Here is a 15529-nt window from a genome sequence, read left to right on the forward strand (position 1 = left end):
CATGACTACGCCGTACGGTAGCGCACCGCTGCCCGTCTGGGAACGGCCCGAGCCCCAGCCTCGGGCGGCTCCGGTGCCGCTGAGCCGCGCGAAGATCGCCGACACGGCGATCCGGATCGCCGACGAGCACGGCCTCGACGGGCTGTCGGTACGGAAGATCGCCAAGGAGCTCGGGGTCGGCCCGATGCGGCTCTACGACTATGTGATCAACCGGTCCGAGCTGCTCGATCTGATGGTCGACGCCGTGTATGCCCGGATCGCCGAGGCCGACCAGCACTCCGGGTGGCGTGCCACGGTGCTGGCGATCGTTCACCGTACCCGCGAAGCCGCTCTTGATCATGAATGGTTCGCCGACCTGCTCGGCGGAAGGCCGCACCTGGGGCCGCACGCGCTCGCCGTGGGCGAATCGACCGCGGCGGCGCTCAGTCAGGCACCCGGCGTGCGCGGGATCGATGATCTCCAGCGGGCCCTGGGCGCTCTCAACGGGTTCATCGTCGGGGCGCTCCGCAGGGAGATCACCGAGCGGCGCACCGCCCGTCTGACCGGCACCGATGTCTCCGCCTGGCAGGCCACGCACGGTCCCTATCTGACCCGGATGCTCGAAACGGGCCGCTATCCCACCGTCGCCCGGCTCGTCATCGAGGGCGCCCATCTCAGCGCCGAGGAGACCTTCCGGCACAACCTGAGCACCATTCTGGACGGCATCACCAGGGCTTCCCAGGCGTGACGGTGCCTGGTCAGTGACCCGCCGGGCCGGCGTTCGCATTGTGCGCGGGGCGTTCCCCGGCGACCTGGTAGCCGTCGAAGAGCGGGCCGCCGTGCCGGTCGAGGACTTCGCGGATGAGCGCTTCGATCGCGGTGGCGTCGCCGTGGGCGGCCAGCCAACGGTCGGCGAGACCATCGTCGAGGTCACGGAGTTCACGAAGGAGCCACTTGCTCGTCCCGGTCCAGTGGTCGGCCAGACCGAGGGCCTGCTGGGCGACGGAGGTCCATGCCGTGGTGGCGATCACCGTGCGTTCGCCGGGGTCGGTGGCGTGGATGAGATCGTCGAGCAGGTCGGTGAGGTGGTAGCGGGCGAGCTCGCGTTCGGCGAGGGGCAACGGGGCCGGGCCCGCGGCGAGGACAGCGGCACAGTGTTCCGGCCATCCTTCCGGGTCGCCGGAGACCGGGATGCCGGTGGCGACCATCCGATGCAGGACGGGCCGCCGGGCCGGTAGATCTTTTGCCAGGTAGTGGACGAGGGACTGCTCGTCGTGGACGAACAGCTCCACCGGCCAGCCGCGGTAGCGGTGGGAACCACGGTGTGGGGCCTGCTGGTCACCGTCGGGTAGGACCACGACGATGTCGAGATCCGAGCCGGCGGTGCGGTGCGCTGTGGTGACACTGCCGGCCAGCATTGCCCATCGATGCTGGGGAAACAGCTCGGTGACGAGGTCACACGCGTCGGACAGCGGATCGCGATTCATCCGCTCAGCTTGTCAGGCGCCCGCCGTCGTCGGTTCTTGCGATACGCGTGGCGTCTTCGCGCTTCCACTCTCAGACGGCATCCTCCCGAGAGTCGCCCGCCGGTAGGTACGAGTTCTGCGCCCTGCTCAGCGGCGAAGTGCACCGCTGAGCAGGGCGTACGTGCTTCCGGCGGAGGCCGTCCTACTTGCGCGTGATGTCGCTCTGGGTGACCTTGCAGTTGCTGTTGTTCCAGCCCTCGCCGAGGTAGGTCGGCTCGCTGCCCTTGGGGACGCCCTTGTACTGGCCGCAGACCACGGCGCTGGAGCTGTTGGTCAGGGTGACCCGGGTGATGGTGGCGGTGTCGCCCCAGTTGGTGTTGATGCCGGCGACCATGTCGATGTCGTTGAGCAGCACATTGTCGACCTTCACGTTGCGCTGGTACGAACTGGAGCAGTTGCCGCAGGCACGGTAGAGCTTGCCCGAGCCGCTCAGGTAGAAGCCCGAGATGCTGACGGTACCGTTGCCGTTGTGCTGGAACGTCTTGTCGCTGCCGGACCGCGCGCCGCCGCCGATGACGTAGCTGGTGCCGCCGCCGGTGCCCTTGAACGTCGCGGCGTCCTCGCCGATGTCGTTCCACCACACGTTCCTGATGGTGCAGGTGCCCTCGCAGTGCACGCCGTCACCGGCGGGGGAGCCGATGATGACGTTCTGCAGGGTGCCGCCGTTGGCGATACTGAACATCGGGTCCTGGGACTCGCTCTGCGAGCCGTCGCCGATGCAGCAGTAGGTCTTCATGCCACCGTCGAACGTCCCCGAGACGTTGATCGTGCCGGAGATCGACACCGAGCCGGCCGACGTCGGCCACGCGCCGGTCGGGGTGCCGGTGCCGCCGGTCGGGCTCGGGCTGGCGGTGGGGCTGGTGGTGGGGCTGGTGGTCGGCGTCGAACCGCCACCGTTGTACGTCTCGAACTCGGCGATCCGTGGTGCGGCGGACGCGCTGAGGATCTCGAAGGTGAGCTTCTTCAGCGCGGTCGAGGTGAACGAGATCGTGCTCGGGCTGCCGCTGCCGCTGGTCAGGACCGCGCCGTTGTCGGCGTTGAGCACCCGCCAGGAGCTGATCGAGCCGCCGCCGGAGGCCTGCCTGATGACGGCCGAGGACACCGTCGTGGCGCTGCTCCATTTGACTGAGACGTAGCCGGTCGAGCTGGTCGGCGACCAGTAGGTGCTGGTGTCGCCGTCCTTGACGTTGCCGTAGCTGGTGCCGCTGGCCTTGCTGGAGCCGTCCGCGCCGGCGTTGAGGCTCAGGTTGTCGGCGGCCAAAGCCTGGGGTGACGGCAGCGCCAGCATGATCGCGGCACTCGCGACCAGGGTGGCTCCTCCGGCCGTCCACCGCAGGGCGACTGGACGTTTCATCGGTCTCTCGCCTTCGTCGTGGGGATGGGTCAGCGCCTTCGAGCGGGGGGAAAGCGCTTTCCTGTGGAGGATAGAGGCCGATCGATGTCAAGGCAAGGAGCTGTCGGCTTTACTGAAGGAAGGCGATTAGGTGACAGATCGTCACGCTGCGGCCGTACGACGCGCCGGAGCGGGAGACGTCCCGTAGACGTCTCCCGCTCCGGCTGCGGTCCGTCAGAGGCCCAGAATCGCCAGAACCTGGTTCAGGAGAGCGGCGATCTGCGACAGCGCTCCGCCGCCGTTGGGGAGGCCGGCGATCGCGCACAGCAGGTTGCCGAGCAGGTTGCCCGGCCCGGGCTGCGCGGAGATGTCGAGGACGACCCGGTCGAGATGCACCAGCAGGCCGAGCAGGTTCAGGTCCAGCGGGCCGAGCACCAGGTGCAGGATCGTGCACGCCGCCAGCGTGCTGACCTGGCCCGTCTCAGGGGTCTGCACGGGCAGCGTCACCGCCTGCTCCGCGGTGCCGACGGTGGCTCCCGTCGCATCGGTCAGCACCGCGCGCAGGGTGCCGACGGCAACCAGCCGGTCGTCCTGAACGGCGAATTCGGTCGGGGTGAAGGTTCCGGTGGCCTGGCCGAGGCCGCCGTCGGCATCGGTGAAGGTGCCCTGGACGCTGGAGGTCAGCGTCCCTTCGGCGGCTTCCGATGCCGTCGGCTGCCGGGCCGGGGAAGCGGCCGCCGGTGCCGCCACGGCACCCATGGTGGTCAGGGCGAGCGCGCCGGCCAGCAGTACCTTCGGGACGGTCGATAGACGCATGATCGGTTCCTCTCATCGATGAACGTCGTCGCGCGAACCGGTGCCCTGAGAGAATCCGGCAAAACCCAACGATCAGATCAAACGACTCCAGATAGTGAAAATTGCTCGACCGGGCGCGGGAGACGACGGTGGCTACGTCGGTCTCTCCGGTGTAGACGTTCAGGAAATCGTGTGGAGGTTCTGTGTGGGGCCTTCCGGAGCCGAGGACCGAGGACGCACGATTTTCGCCAGGTACTCCGGGAGTGCCTCGCGTCGTCTGTGGAACATGCCGGCGCCGCGCCGGGGCAGGGCTCATCCGCAGTCGATCGTGGAGAAACCAGATGACGTTCTTGTGGGACCTGGCCGATCGGCAGGAAGCGCCTTCCGCGGCGCGCGCCAAGCCCGGGACGGTGGTGTGGAGCCGTCGCGGCCTCCTTCGGACAGCCCTCAGTTGTTCCGGCTGGCTGCTGGCGATCCCGCTCCTTCGGCTCACCCGGGTGCCTCCTCTCCTCGGGTCGTACCTCGTCCTGCCGATCTGGATGGCGAGCTTCCTCCTCGCCACAGCGGTATCGGTCACGGCCATCCTGATCGCCTGCCTGAGACGGTCGTGGGGAGTCGCCCTTGCGAGCGTGGCGCTAGCCGCCGCCGGCGTCGTCGTCACCACCCGGCTGAATTCGCAGGTCGACGTCATCGACTACCAGTACCGCGAACACCGCACCGCGCTCGCCGAGCTGGCCGCGGACTACCGCGCCGGCCGCCTGCCGGAGGGTGATCTCACCCTGCCACCCGATTTACGCTCCCTGTCCCCGTCCGGTTATGCCTACGTCAGCCGCACCGCGGTGTTCGTGCAGATGTGGCAGAACTGGCGGCACGAGTCGGGCACCGGTCTCGCGTATTTCGCCGTCCCGCCCACCGAGCAGACCTTGGTCAACACCGCCGAGGGAGACCTCGGAAATCCGAGACGGGAAGTGGGCGGCGGGTGGTGGTGGGTGGCCTAGGCTCGCTGTCCCGGCGTCTCGGATAGCACTCGACAGGGTGAGCGCAACGACGAAGCCGACCGCCATGGCCAGGTTTATTGACCTGAGGCGCCGAAACGGACCGGATTTGAGCAATCCCGGGAGGTGCGGAGCTCGCTGCCTTCAGTCATCGATGGTCCGCGCCGCGGTGGCGAGCGGCTCGAGGCCGCTGATCAGCTCGTCGAGTTCGTCCGCGCTGAGCACTTCGTAGGCCGGTGCCGCCAGTTCGTCGGTGAGGGCCTCGATCCGGTCCCTGGTCTGCCGGCCGGCGTCAGTGAACCCGCCGGCGGTGTCCACCAGGCCGCGGCCACGCAGCCCGTCGACGACAGCGGCCAGCTGTTCCCCGGGCAGGTGGTGGACCCGGCCGAACTCCTCCGGCCGCATTCCGAGGGAGAGCGCGAGCAGGACATGGGCCTCGGTGCCGCCGATGCCATGGGCGAGGAGGGCGGCGTTGTGGCCGTCCCCGCGGTGCTCCCGGAGAAGGGTCGCCGCATGCCACAGCCGGGCCACCGGCTCCTCGGGCACGTCGAGATCCCGGAGCCCGGCGTACAGTGCCCGGCCCTCGATCGGCGCGCTGACCGCTGCTCGGGTGGCGAGGTCGGCGACCCGCACCAGACCGGGGGAGTCGGCGAGTTCCCCGAGCACCTGCCGTAGCGCGGCGGCGCTGCCCCGCTCTCGTACGGCGATCGCCTCCTGCGGGGTGGTCTTCCCCCAGACCCACGGGATGTGGCGCGCCACCTCGCCGTCGGCGAAGTTGTAGAAGACCGCGTGCACCACCGCGGCGGGTGCCGGCCCGAGCGGCGCGGCCCGGCCCGCGAAGTATCCGTCCCAGTAGTTGCGCATGCCGAGGGCCAGGAACGCCTCGTTCGGAATCTGGGAGAAGGTGACGGCGGCGATCGGCTCGACGAGCTCGAACATGCGGTGGACCTTGACCCGTGGGTGCGGCATCGGTCGGCATCTCCTGCGGTCGTGGCGGCACCCTCGTGGGCCGCTCACGGTGGCAACGAACGACGCGGCCCGGATACGACAGCACTACGCCCGAGACGTTCGCGACTTCACCAGAGTGTTCGATCGCGGCGGCTGGGGCATCCCGATGGGCCGACCGACCGGGACCGACCACTGGTCCCGAGACGGCCGATACCTTCGGGATGCTTGCTCTGAAGGTCTTCCGCGAGCACCTGTGACGCAGCCGGACCCGGTACGAGCCTCAGATTCCCTCGCCCAGCAGGGTGTCGGGATCGAACAGGTCGGCTTCCATCCGGGCCATCAGGTCAGCGTCGATCAACTCTGCGACCGGTCCCGCCTGGGTGGAGATCAGCAGGTCGAGCAGGTCCTCGACGGCGATCAGCGTGATCAGCGGTACGCCCGGCACGGGTGCCAGGTCCGGCCCGTACAGCGCCGCGTGAGGTGCGGAGACCTTGATGACGCCGGCGTACGGCGGGTACACGTGCCACCGGTAGCCCGACGGAAGGACGACCGCGACCATCGACTCCGGTCGCAGGACCTGGACGGTGACGCCGTCATGTTCGCCGAGCAGCCGGTCCACGGCCTGGTGCAGGGCGTCAACCGAGGACCAGACCGTGGCCACGCTCTCCGCCGCGACCGGGGCAGCACTTTCCAGGCAGATGGGACAGGGAAAGTCCGGGACGGATACGTCGAGTGCAGCCTCGGCGTGTCCGCCCGCGCCGCAGCTGGCACAACGCTCCTGCTCCGGAATCCGCGGGGTGTTGAAAGCCGACATCGGCGCCTCCTCTACCTGATCTCAGGACAACCGCTCGGATGACGTACGGCCATGCCGCCCTCACCAACGACCGGCCTCCGGCGAACCTGAACCATCCGCGGGAAGCAAAACGGCGTGAATCTGAGCATTCGCCGACCTCGACTTACGATGGAACGATGTTCCAGCCTACGTATCCGATTCGTACCGCGCGGCTCACCTTGCGTCCGGTGACGCTTGACGATCTCGAAGATGTGTACGCGTACCAGCGCCGGCCCGACGTCGTCCGCTGGATGCTCGGCGCCGGGCCGCGTACTCGCGAGCAGTCGAAAGCCTCGGTGATCGCCATGACGGGTGAGGACGCGCTTCGCGAGGAGGGGGACTGCTTGACTCTGGCGGTGACCGTCGACGCCGGGGTCATCGGGACCGTGGAACTGGTCTGGCGCAGCCGGTCCGATCGTACGGCTGAAATCGGGTATGTCTTCAATCCCGAGCATGGGGGCCGCGGGCTGGCGACCGAAGCCGCTACCGCACTTCTCGATTGGGGATTCAACGAGTTCGGATTGCACCGGATCTACGCCCGGTGCCACGGGCGTAATGACGCGTCCGCCCGGCTGATGGCCCGGCTCGGCATGCGCCAGGAGGCGCGCCACATCGAAAGTTACCTGTTCAACGGCGAGTGGGCGGATCAACTCGTGTTCGCCGTTCTGGCCCGTGAATGGCGTTCCCGGACCCTGTCGTCATAATCCATCACCCTGGCGCTACAGGGACGCCAGCCACGCGTGTCCCGGATGGACCTGCGTCAGGAGCCGGGACAGCGTCTCGCGTTGGGTGCGAGTCAGCAGAGGCAGAGCTCCGTCGAAATCGGCCTGGTCCTTCGGGCGTACCTGCTTGGCCTTGAAGAGGAGAACCAATTCGGGGCTCAGGTAGGGGATCCGGTCCGGGGTGTACCGAATGATTTCGGCGTACGGCATCCTGATGTTCTGGTCTCTCCGGCAGATCCAAACCGTGCCATCGTGTGGTTCGCGAAAGACATCGAGCAGATAATGTCCCGTGGCCGGCTCGCGCAGCCAGGTCTGCCAGGTGGCGCTCAGCACCTGCGGCGTCGCCGCCTCCCAGATCCGGCCGTCACCGACCGCGTCGAAGACGAGACCGGCGAAGCGCTCGCGAATCTCCGGAAAGCGCTCCGCCGGCACGCCGATCTCGAGGTCATGGTGCTCGCGGGTCTGCTCACCTCGGAACAGGTCCAGGGCCCAGCCCGCCGCGATGTACCAGGGCGTGGAGATTCCGGCCAGCCGGCGTGCGACATCGTGGGGCTCCCAGCATCGCGCCCAACGGGCTTCGAGTGCCGCGATGTCGTCGGTCGACACCTTGAAACCGCCGCCCGGAAGCTGCTCGCTCATCCACCGAACGATATCCGCGAGCTACTCATCGCCGGCGATATCCGCGTGTCGTGTTGGCCAGCGACGCGTCTCCGCCGTAGTGCGCGAGCACCCGATGGTCCATCACCCGGCGCCACAGGGGCGGGATCAAGGCGAGCAGCAGCATCGTCGCGTAGCCCGCCGGCAGTTGTGGTGAGACGTCGAAACTGCGCAGGACCTGGTAACGACGCAGCGGATTGGCGTGGTGGTCGCTGTGCCGCTGGAGTTGGAAGAGGAAGACGTTTGTGGTCAGCCGGTCACTGTTCCAGCTGTGCCGCGGGTCGACCTTCTCGTAGCGGCCGGCGGCGTTGCGCTGCCGGAGCAGGCCGTAGTGCTCCAGGTAGTTCACCGCTTCCAGGACCGAGAAGCCGACGATCGCCTGCAGCAGCAGGAACGGCAGCACGCGGGGGCCGAAGGTGATCGTCAACCCGGTGAAGAGGGCCAGGGTCATGGCCCAGGCGTGCAGGATCTCGTTGCGTACGGTCCACGGGCTGCGGCCGCGCAGCCGATGCCGCGACGTCTCCAGGCGCCACGCCGAGGACAGGCTCCCCAGCACCGTTCGGGGCCAGAACCGGTAGTACGACTCGCCGAGTCGCGAACTGGCGGGATCCTCCGGGGTGGCGACCCGGACGTGGTGGCCGCGGTTGTGCTCGACGAAGAAGTGGCCGTACCCCGTCGGCGCCAGGGCGATCTTGGACAGCCAGCGTTCCACGTTCTCCCGCTTGTGGCCCAGTTCGTGGGCGGTGTTGATGGCGATGCCGTTGACCAGCCCGATGGTCAGCACCAGTCCCACCGCACCGGCCGCTCCGGGACCGCGGGTCCAGGTCGCGCAGGCCATGACGAGCGCGGCGAACTGGGCGGGAAGGAAAAGATAGGTGATCCATCGGTAGTACGGCGAGGCCTGCAGAGCCGGTACGGCGGCTTCCGGCGGATTCGTGTGGTCGTCGCCGACCAGCACGTCGATGAGGGGGATGACGCCGAGGATGACCACCGGGGTGAGCCACCAGGCCCACGGGGACCGGGTCGCGGCGGCGAGCAGCAGGGCGGCGAACGGTAGGGCCGGCACCACGAGGGCGAGCGGCCAGAGTGGGCGCTTGGTATCGCGCCAAGGGAGTACGGCGACATCCATGACGCTCATGGTTTACACGGATGGCCTTCGTGTCAAGAAGCCGAGGTCAGGTGAGCAGGCGCACGAACACGTCGGCCAGCACGTCGGCGGTCTCGGCGGCGGGCAGGCGCGGTAGCACGATGTGGCTGACGGTGAGCCTGACGACGACGTCCGCGGCGACGTCGACCACCGGCGCGGTGACCTGGGGCAGATGCTCGGCGGCCCACTCGCGGATGACGGCGCCGGCCGCGTCGAGCACGATGTCGGACCGGGTGGTCAGGTAGGGCAGCAGCTCGTCGGCTCCCCCGCGCCCGCTGGTCAGGATCGCGCGTACCAGCGGGTTGCGGTCGGCGTCCTCCAGCGCGAAGCGGATCGCGGCGTACGCGGCGGCGCGCGGGTCGGTGCCGTGCGCGGACAGGTGGAGGCGCACACCGGACACGAACGTCTGGATCTCCCGTACGGCCAGCGCCTCGGCCAGGCCGGTCCGGCTGTCGAACTCGTTGTAGAGCGTCTGCCGGCTGACCCCGGCGGTTTGCGCCACGTCGGCCATGCGCACGCGTTCCCATCCGTGCTTCACGGTCAACTCGCGAGCGGCGCTCACGAGCGCCTCGCGTACCCGGGCGCGGCTGTTCGTCTTCGAGGGCGGTTCGGCGCTCATCACCCCAGATCGTAAACAGCATGGATGACGGCGACCCGCCAGGCGGCTATGCCGCGCTTGGGCTTCGTGCCGGCCGGTACGAGATCGCAGGAACGGGAACCGTTCAGCGGAGCATCGGTTTGTCTGACCCCCGATGGGGGATTGTCCACGGTTCCAGCGCGGCACGGTCGTGACCCCGCGGTGCGTGGAGAGCTGATCGCCTTCCGGTTCCAGCAGTCGTGACCTGCAGGTTTGCCTGGACGGCTGAACAGTGCTCACGGCGCTGCCGGTGGTCCGGGCGCGGTTCGAATGTCAACTTCGGTCGTTACGGTCGGTTCATGCCGATTGAGCCGCTGTCCTCCGTTGCCGCCGGCTGCTGGGGACTGTTGGGTGGCTTCATTGTGGAAGCCCTCGAACTCGCCGCCGCGCTACGCCGGGCGAAGGCCCCGCCGTGGAAGCGGCCGGGTGAGCCGAGACTGTCCGCCTATTTGACCTCGGTCGTGCTCCGGCTCTTCGCCGGTGCCGGGCTGGCTGCCCTGATCGGCGCCGATGGGCAGATCGGGGGTCCCTTTGCCGCTGGGGCGCTCGGGATCACCGCGCCGTTGGTGGTCGAGAAGCTTCTGCGCCAGGTCGGCACCGCGCCCGCTGAATCCGCTGTGCCGGTCCTGCCCGGGGGAGCCACGCCGCTTCAGTGGAAGTCGGAGCCGTCCGATGTCAGCTAGCGACTCTTTCGGCCGCCAGCTGTTACTGGCCCTGGGTCGTTTCACCTCGGTGTCGGGACCGGAGCGAGTCGCCGGGGGACGGTGGCAGCAATTCATGGGCGCTCTGACGCGGCGCACGTTCGCCTTCTCGGGGCCGGGGCTCACGGAGGCCCTGGCCCGGTCGGTCCTTGCACGTATGTTCGGCGCGGTCCGAGTGGCCGAGTTGGAACGTCTGCATGTCCAAGTGCTGGAGCAGGAGCAGCGGGTTGCCGAAAGGCTGAGGCGCCCGGGCCGACCACTCGACTTCGCCGAATTGCGCGCCCTGCACGAACGGTCGTGGCAGACCGCCGAGCTGGCGAAGGCGTCACTCGACGGTGCCCGTTCGACCGAGCAGACGATCGGCGAGGCGATCCGCACCACCCACCGTGCGATCGAGACGGAGCAGGCCGGAGGCGGCCGGGGCGTCTCCGCGATGCGGCAGACCCTGGAGGCTCTGCACGTCGACCGGGATGTGGTGCGAACCTATCGTGACCGCTACCGGCAGGATCTGAGCCGGCTGATCGTGGAGACCGGCCGGCTGCGCGATTTCATCGGAGCGAACTGCGGACCCGAAGGTCGCCGCTGGCACCAGACCCTCCTTGCGCGAACCCGTGCGCACCAGGGGGAGCGGCAATGATGGCATTCCGCCCTTGCGGGCCGGTGCCGCGTCGGCGGAACTACAGCCCGGTCGATCCTGACCAGGTGACGTTCGAGGTACTGCCCAAACTCGCGTACCAGTTGTTGGGTGCCGGGTGAACCTGGAGGTAGGGCAGATCCGGCACGCCGTAAGCGTGCAGCACGTCCCACACGTTGTCGGCGCAGTTGTTGCCGATGACGTCGTAGCCACGTCCGGCCGAGGCGCCGGCCACCGTGTTCGCCGGGCCGGGGTCGAAGCTCGCGCGCGACGTCGTGACCGTCTTGTACGACTGGTAGCCACGGGACTTCATCGCGCTGAGCATCTGCGACTCGGTGCCGCTCTGTCGCCAGAAGCCGTTGTCGGCGCCGCGGTCGATGTGCGCCTGGCCCCTGGGGTTCTCCACCGAGCCGAAGGAGTAGGAGCCGCTGCACGCGGTGCGGTAACCCCAGCCGACGTGGCCGAGTCCATTCGCGCCGCCGGGCCGGACGAAGACGTAGGCGCCCTTGGCGGCACCGCACTCCAGGGCGGCCGCCTGCGCGAATTTGGCGAACGGCCCGATGGACGCCACAACGAACGCTACCGACAGGATCGCCCACGGTAGGAACCGGCGACGACGTGCTGTAGTGGTGGGCATAGCTGTCTCCTTGCTTTTTACTCCGCTGCGGGTCCTCTGTGAACGTGCACACATCGCTGCGCGAACAGTTGTCGATCTTCTGTGAACGTGCACACATTAGGTTGACGTGCCGACAGTGGTCAAGCCTCAGCGGTTGTCGCCGACTCGTCTCAGAGCGCTCGGACTTCGGCGAGCCGCTTGACCGAGTACTCGTCCTTCCAGCAGACGGCGGCTTCCCACGCCGCCGACGCCTGCGCGGCGATGTCGTACGCGCCGTCGTCGAGGTCGGCGGCGTTGCCGGGCAGCACCAGGTCGAGGTCGGGGACGTCGACGCGCGCCTCGTCCCAGTCGATCAGCGCGACCCGGTTCGCGGTCATGCGAACATTGCGAGGATTGGGATCGCCGTGCACGACGCACGCCTGACGTCCGGCGAGTCGCGCCCACGCTGCCCGGCATCGAGCCACGCCCTCCCGCGGCATCGCGCCGAGGTCGATCCTCGTCCCAGCCTCCGCGTGCAGGAGGTCGGTCGACGATCGCCAGCCCGGGCGTTGCGGCCAGCCCCGCGTCAACCGGTGCAGCTCGCGGAGCGTGCCGGCCACGCGCCGCCAGTCGGCCTGCGTCTCGGGTGGGCCGCCCTCCAGGTAGGTCATCACCACCAGACCGTCGACGAACAGCCGGCCGTCCGTCGTCGGGATCGGCACCGGCACGGTCAGACCCTCGCGGTCGAGATGCCGGAGGAGCGCGGTCTCCCAGGCGAGATCAGCGTCGCTCCTGGTGCCGAGACGACAGACCGCGAGTCGCCCGTCGACGAGCACACTCCACACGTCGTTGGCGACTCCGCCGGCGAGCGGCTCGATCCGAGCGACGTCTTCACCCCACTGCTCGAGCGCTTCCCACTCCATCGGCCATACCCTATCCACCGGCCGTCTGACCGATCCGCCGTGGACGCTGCGTCAGGTCAACGGGATCGCCGGACGGATACGCATCGTGCCGAAGCTGTCGTCGCTCGCGACGTCGTCTCCGTACACGGTGTCGCGGTACGCGGTGGCGATCGTCAGCCAGGAGAGGAAACTGCCGGCGCCACCACAGACGACGCTCCCGCCATCACCGCCGCACACCACGTCACGAACGGCTACCTCGAAGGACATCGGCGCAGCCTAGCGGGAAGGTCAGCTGACCTGGGCCCCGGGAAGCCGGTTGGTAATCACATTGCGCGCCGGCGTGCCCGCGGACGAAGATCAGGTTCATGACATACGGAAAGGGCGCCCCGCGCCTCGCAGAGTGAACGGCCCGGCACCGGTATCGCCGCTGGGCGACTGGGGATGGCTGGAATCGGGCATCGTCTCGGGCGAGGTCCTGGCCCCCGGCAGCGAGGTGCGGACCCACATCTTCTACTGGGTCAGGGCCGACCGGGACGGGCTGGTGACCCGTCGCCTGCTGACCTTCACGACCGACCACCGCCTCCCGGTGCGGCGGACGGTCTTCGAGTTGCTGAACGATCTGTCCTCCCAAAGTCCCTCCTGGCCCCTGCTGGCAGACGCCGCCGAGTCGGCCCTGACCGACGAGGACCCGCAGGTGCGGCGCTCCACGGCGACGTTGCTGGTGAGAACCGCCGAACTCGATCGAGCAGTGGCCGCGCTGAACGCTTCCACCGATCCGATCGTCCGGACCGCCCTCGTGGACGCCATGCCCTGGCAGAAGGTTCCGCGGCACCGAACCATCGTGGAACGCCTGCGGTCGGATCCCGTCCCGGCCACCCGGCTGCTGGCCAATGTCGCTCTCCTCAGCGGAGCGTCCCCGGCGGCCTGGCCGGCCCTGGACGCCGCGATCCGTGCCGACCTCGAAGCCACCATCGGCGTCCTCGGCGCGCCGGGATCCCGTCTCTCGTGGACCGCCGGTCAGCGCTGGGCACAGGCGCTGATCGGCCTCGACCGGGAGGAGGACTGCTGCGCCTGGGCGGAACGGCTGGCGAACCCGACCGAGAAGTCCGAGGTCAGGCACGACGGCGTACGAATGGCGATCGCGGCGATGCGTGCGTGGCGCACCGCGCCCGGCCGGCTGACACCGATGCTGACCAGCATCCTGAACGAACCTCCTTCGGACGTACGGTCGGCGGCGCTGCGGGCACTGGCCGCGTCCCTGACCGCGTCCCGCCTCGCGGCCGACGATCTCGCGGCGATGTTGGACCACCCTGAGCTCGGCGCGGTGGCCGCTACCGCGCTGGGCAGGGTCGGTGACCACCGAGCGGTGCCGCACCTGGCACGGTTGATGCTCTCCGGCAGCGACGATCCTGGCCTGGTCGACGCGTTGCGGGCGGTTGCCCGAGCGGGCGCTGACCCGCGGGCGCCGGTGGCGGCCGCCCGGCAGATCCTGGCCGCGCTGCCGGATTCGTGTGCGCCGGACCTACCGATGTGGGTGCTGGCCGCGTTCGGTCCCGCTGCCGCCGCAGCGGTGCCCGAGCTCATCGCCCGGCTCGAAGGGGCCGAGAATGACACTCCGGATCGGGCGATCTCCGTTCTGGGCGGGATCGGCCCGGCCGCCGCGCCCGCGGCAGAGCTGCTGCGGCAGTACCCGACACCCGGCGCCGCGCTCGCCCTTCTCAAAATCACGTCGGACCGGACGGCGGTCGAACGGTATCTCGCCGGCCGCCCGGAAGAGCTTCGCCGCAGCAGGATCTCGTCGATGCTGCTTACCTGTCTGGCCGAGCACGGCGGGCTCACCGATCGCCAGCACAGGCAACTGCGGAGCCTGTTCCGGACTCCCGGATCCGGGCAGTTGGAAACGGCCGGCGCGCTGTGGCTCCATGAAGGTCCCGCGGTTGCCGCCGAATTGTTGGAGGTTCTGCGGGAGTACCTGTTCGACGATTATCACGCGTCCAAAGCATTGCGGGTCCTCACCGCGATGGGGGCGCACGCGCGGCCGATCCTCGATCGGCTGGACGAGTTCGTGGCCTCGCGGCATCGGGCGGGATTTTATGTGAGCGACCCCGATTCCGAGATGCGCGCGGACGAGACGCTGGTCGACGCGGTCATCGCCGCCCGTGAGCGGATCGCCGGATGACCCGGCCTCCCCGTCGTGCTGTTGTCGGTCAGCAGGACAATGCGGCCGTGAACAAGCAGCTGCCGGTCCCCGCGCAACCGTCGTCATCGCCCGCCGATGTACCGGCCGGTGCCTCTCACCAGCAGCTCGTCGAGGTGATCGAGCGGGTGCTGCACGACCGCCTCAGCGAGCACCTCGACGAGGTCGAGCAGCGGATGGCCGGGACCGTCCGGACCGCGGTCGACAGCGGCCGGCGCGGGCTCGATCGCGCCGTGGAGGTCTGCACACCCGCGTGGCTGCGCCCGACCGCCGGTGAGCCGCGCTGGCCGGCCGCGATCGCCGTGGTGGCGGCCATCGGGTTGCAGCTGAGCGTGCCGGGCCGGTTGGCGATCAGGCCGCAGTGGCTGCTGCCGGTCCTGGAGGCCGCGATCCTGGCGCTGCTGATCGTGGCCAACCCGGGCCGGATCTCGACCCGGCATCCGTGGGTACGCCGGCTCGGCCTGATTCTGGTCGGCGTGGCGACCCTGGCCAACGCCTACTCCGCCGGGCACCTGATCCTCAACCTGGTGCACGGCAGGGAGGGCGAGAGCGCCGCCGCCCTGCTGACCATCGGCGGTGCGGTGTGGCTGACCAACATCATCGTTTTCGCGCTCTGGTACTGGGAGTTCGACCGGGGCGGTCCCGCGGCCCGGGCCCACGCCACGTATCCGAACCCCGATTTCCAATTCGCCCAGATGGCGGCCGCGGACGGCACGTACCGGGACGGGGAGCCGTCCTTCGTCGACTACCTGTACCTGTCGTTCACCAACGCGGCCGCCTTCAGCCCGACCGACACGCTGCCGATGACCCCCTGGGCCAAGCTGCTCATGCTGACCCAGTCGTGCGTGTCGCTCGCGACCGTCGCCCTGGTGATCGCCCGGGCGGTGAACATCCTTTGACGGGGCGTGGTGGTCGGTCCTCCGGGTGGA

General features: G+C 69.0%; 18 protein-coding genes. 7 read left to right on the forward strand and 11 right to left on the reverse strand.

The annotated features are described in order from the left end of the window. Position 1: 1 nt before the first annotated feature. Entirely contained in the window at positions 2–727 is a 726-nt protein-coding gene (locus tag CHC09_RS14280) for a TetR/AcrR family transcriptional regulator (protein ID WP_239138293.1), read from the forward strand. A gap of 10 nt (positions 728–737) precedes the next feature. Here the strand turns inward: CHC09_RS14280 and CHC09_RS14285 are convergent, their stop codons facing one another. The 3 genes from CHC09_RS14285 to CHC09_RS14295 all read right to left on the reverse strand — a co-directional run bounded on the left by CHC09_RS14285 (position 738) and on the right by CHC09_RS14295 (position 3654). After that, positions 738–1466, reverse strand: a complete 729-nt coding sequence (locus CHC09_RS14285) for a nucleotidyltransferase (protein WP_089293545.1) — start codon at positions 1464–1466, stop codon at positions 738–740. Between the two features lie 181 nt (positions 1467–1647). Then, on the reverse strand, positions 1648–2859 hold the full coding sequence (locus CHC09_RS14290; protein ID WP_089293546.1) for a pectate lyase: 1212 nt from the start codon (positions 2857–2859) through the stop codon (positions 1648–1650). Between the two features lie 213 nt (positions 2860–3072). Beyond that, complete coding sequence (locus tag CHC09_RS14295) at positions 3073–3654, reverse strand: hypothetical protein (protein ID WP_089293547.1); 582 nt, start codon at positions 3652–3654, stop codon at positions 3073–3075. Positions 3655–3974: 320 nt separating this feature from the next. On the opposite strand from CHC09_RS14295, the gene CHC09_RS14300 reads away from it, so the two are divergent. Then, a complete protein-coding gene (locus tag CHC09_RS14300; RefSeq protein WP_089293548.1) occupies positions 3975–4631 on the forward strand; it encodes a hypothetical protein in 657 nt (218 codons plus the stop codon). 141 nt (positions 4632–4772) lie between these two features. Here CHC09_RS14300 and CHC09_RS14305 read toward each other — a convergent pair whose 3' ends face one another. Further along, entirely contained in the window at positions 4773–5567 is a 795-nt protein-coding gene (locus CHC09_RS14305; protein WP_239138292.1) for an SCO6745 family protein, read from the reverse strand. 289 nt (positions 5568–5856) lie between these two features. Next, positions 5857–6390, reverse strand: coding sequence for a hypothetical protein (locus CHC09_RS14310; RefSeq protein WP_143232320.1), 534 nt, complete (start codon positions 6388–6390; stop codon positions 5857–5859). Positions 6391–6428: 38 nt separating this feature from the next. On the opposite strand from CHC09_RS14310, the gene CHC09_RS14315 reads away from it, so the two are divergent. Beyond that, positions 6429–7112 (forward strand): GNAT family N-acetyltransferase, encoded by a 684-nt coding sequence (locus CHC09_RS14315; RefSeq protein ID WP_239138291.1) that lies wholly within the window; start codon positions 6429–6431, stop codon positions 7110–7112. A gap of 15 nt (positions 7113–7127) precedes the next feature. Here CHC09_RS14315 and CHC09_RS14320 read toward each other — a convergent pair whose 3' ends face one another. The 3 genes from CHC09_RS14320 to CHC09_RS14330 are packed head-to-tail and all read right to left on the reverse strand — an operon-like array spanning position 7128 to position 9553. Beyond that, complete coding sequence (locus CHC09_RS14320) at positions 7128–7769, reverse strand: nucleotidyltransferase domain-containing protein (RefSeq protein ID WP_089293552.1); 642 nt, start codon at positions 7767–7769, stop codon at positions 7128–7130. Between the two features lie 25 nt (positions 7770–7794). Further along, positions 7795–8916 carry an alkane 1-monooxygenase gene (locus tag CHC09_RS14325; RefSeq protein WP_373871897.1) on the reverse strand — a complete coding sequence of 374 codons (1122 nt, stop codon included), beginning with the start codon at positions 8914–8916 and terminating at the stop codon, positions 7795–7797. Between the two features lie 46 nt (positions 8917–8962). Further along, the gene (locus tag CHC09_RS14330) at positions 8963–9553 is read right to left on the reverse strand and encodes a TetR/AcrR family transcriptional regulator (protein WP_089293554.1); all 591 of its coding nucleotides are present in this window, start codon (positions 9551–9553) and stop codon (positions 8963–8965) included. Between the two features lie 317 nt (positions 9554–9870). Between CHC09_RS14330 and CHC09_RS14335 the strand changes: the two genes are divergently transcribed. After that, positions 9871–10254 carry a hypothetical protein gene (locus CHC09_RS14335; protein WP_089293555.1) on the forward strand — a complete coding sequence of 128 codons (384 nt, stop codon included), beginning with the start codon at positions 9871–9873 and terminating at the stop codon, positions 10252–10254. Positions 10255–10348: 94 nt separating this feature from the next. After that, positions 10349–10909, forward strand: coding sequence for a hypothetical protein (locus CHC09_RS14340; RefSeq protein ID WP_143232321.1), 561 nt, complete (start codon positions 10349–10351; stop codon positions 10907–10909). Positions 10910–10949: 40 nt separating this feature from the next. On the opposite strand, the gene CHC09_RS14345 is transcribed toward CHC09_RS14340, so the two are convergent. The 3 genes from CHC09_RS14345 to CHC09_RS14355 all read right to left on the reverse strand — a co-directional run bounded on the left by CHC09_RS14345 (position 10950) and on the right by CHC09_RS14355 (position 12670). Then, entirely contained in the window at positions 10950–11543 is a 594-nt protein-coding gene (locus CHC09_RS14345) for a hypothetical protein (RefSeq protein WP_143232322.1), read from the reverse strand. A 149-nt stretch (positions 11544–11692) separates the two neighbouring features. Beyond that, complete coding sequence (locus CHC09_RS14350) at positions 11693–12424, reverse strand: phosphotransferase enzyme family protein (RefSeq protein ID WP_089293558.1); 732 nt, start codon at positions 12422–12424, stop codon at positions 11693–11695. 51 nt (positions 12425–12475) lie between these two features. Further along, entirely contained in the window at positions 12476–12670 is a 195-nt protein-coding gene (locus CHC09_RS14355; RefSeq protein WP_089293559.1) for a hypothetical protein, read from the reverse strand. Between the two features lie 133 nt (positions 12671–12803). On the opposite strand from CHC09_RS14355, the gene CHC09_RS14360 reads away from it, so the two are divergent. Beyond that, positions 12804–14582, forward strand: a complete 1779-nt coding sequence (locus CHC09_RS14360; RefSeq protein WP_089293560.1) for a HEAT repeat domain-containing protein — start codon at positions 12804–12806, stop codon at positions 14580–14582. 47 nt (positions 14583–14629) lie between these two features. Next, positions 14630–15499 (forward strand): DUF1345 domain-containing protein, encoded by an 870-nt coding sequence (locus CHC09_RS14365; RefSeq protein WP_239138290.1) that lies wholly within the window; start codon positions 14630–14632, stop codon positions 15497–15499. Positions 15500–15529 lie beyond the last annotated feature (30 nt).

It is taken from the genome of Actinoplanes regularis (genome assembly GCF_900188005.1).
Taxonomy (GTDB): Bacteria; Actinomycetota; Actinomycetes; order Mycobacteriales; family Micromonosporaceae; genus Actinoplanes; species Actinoplanes regularis.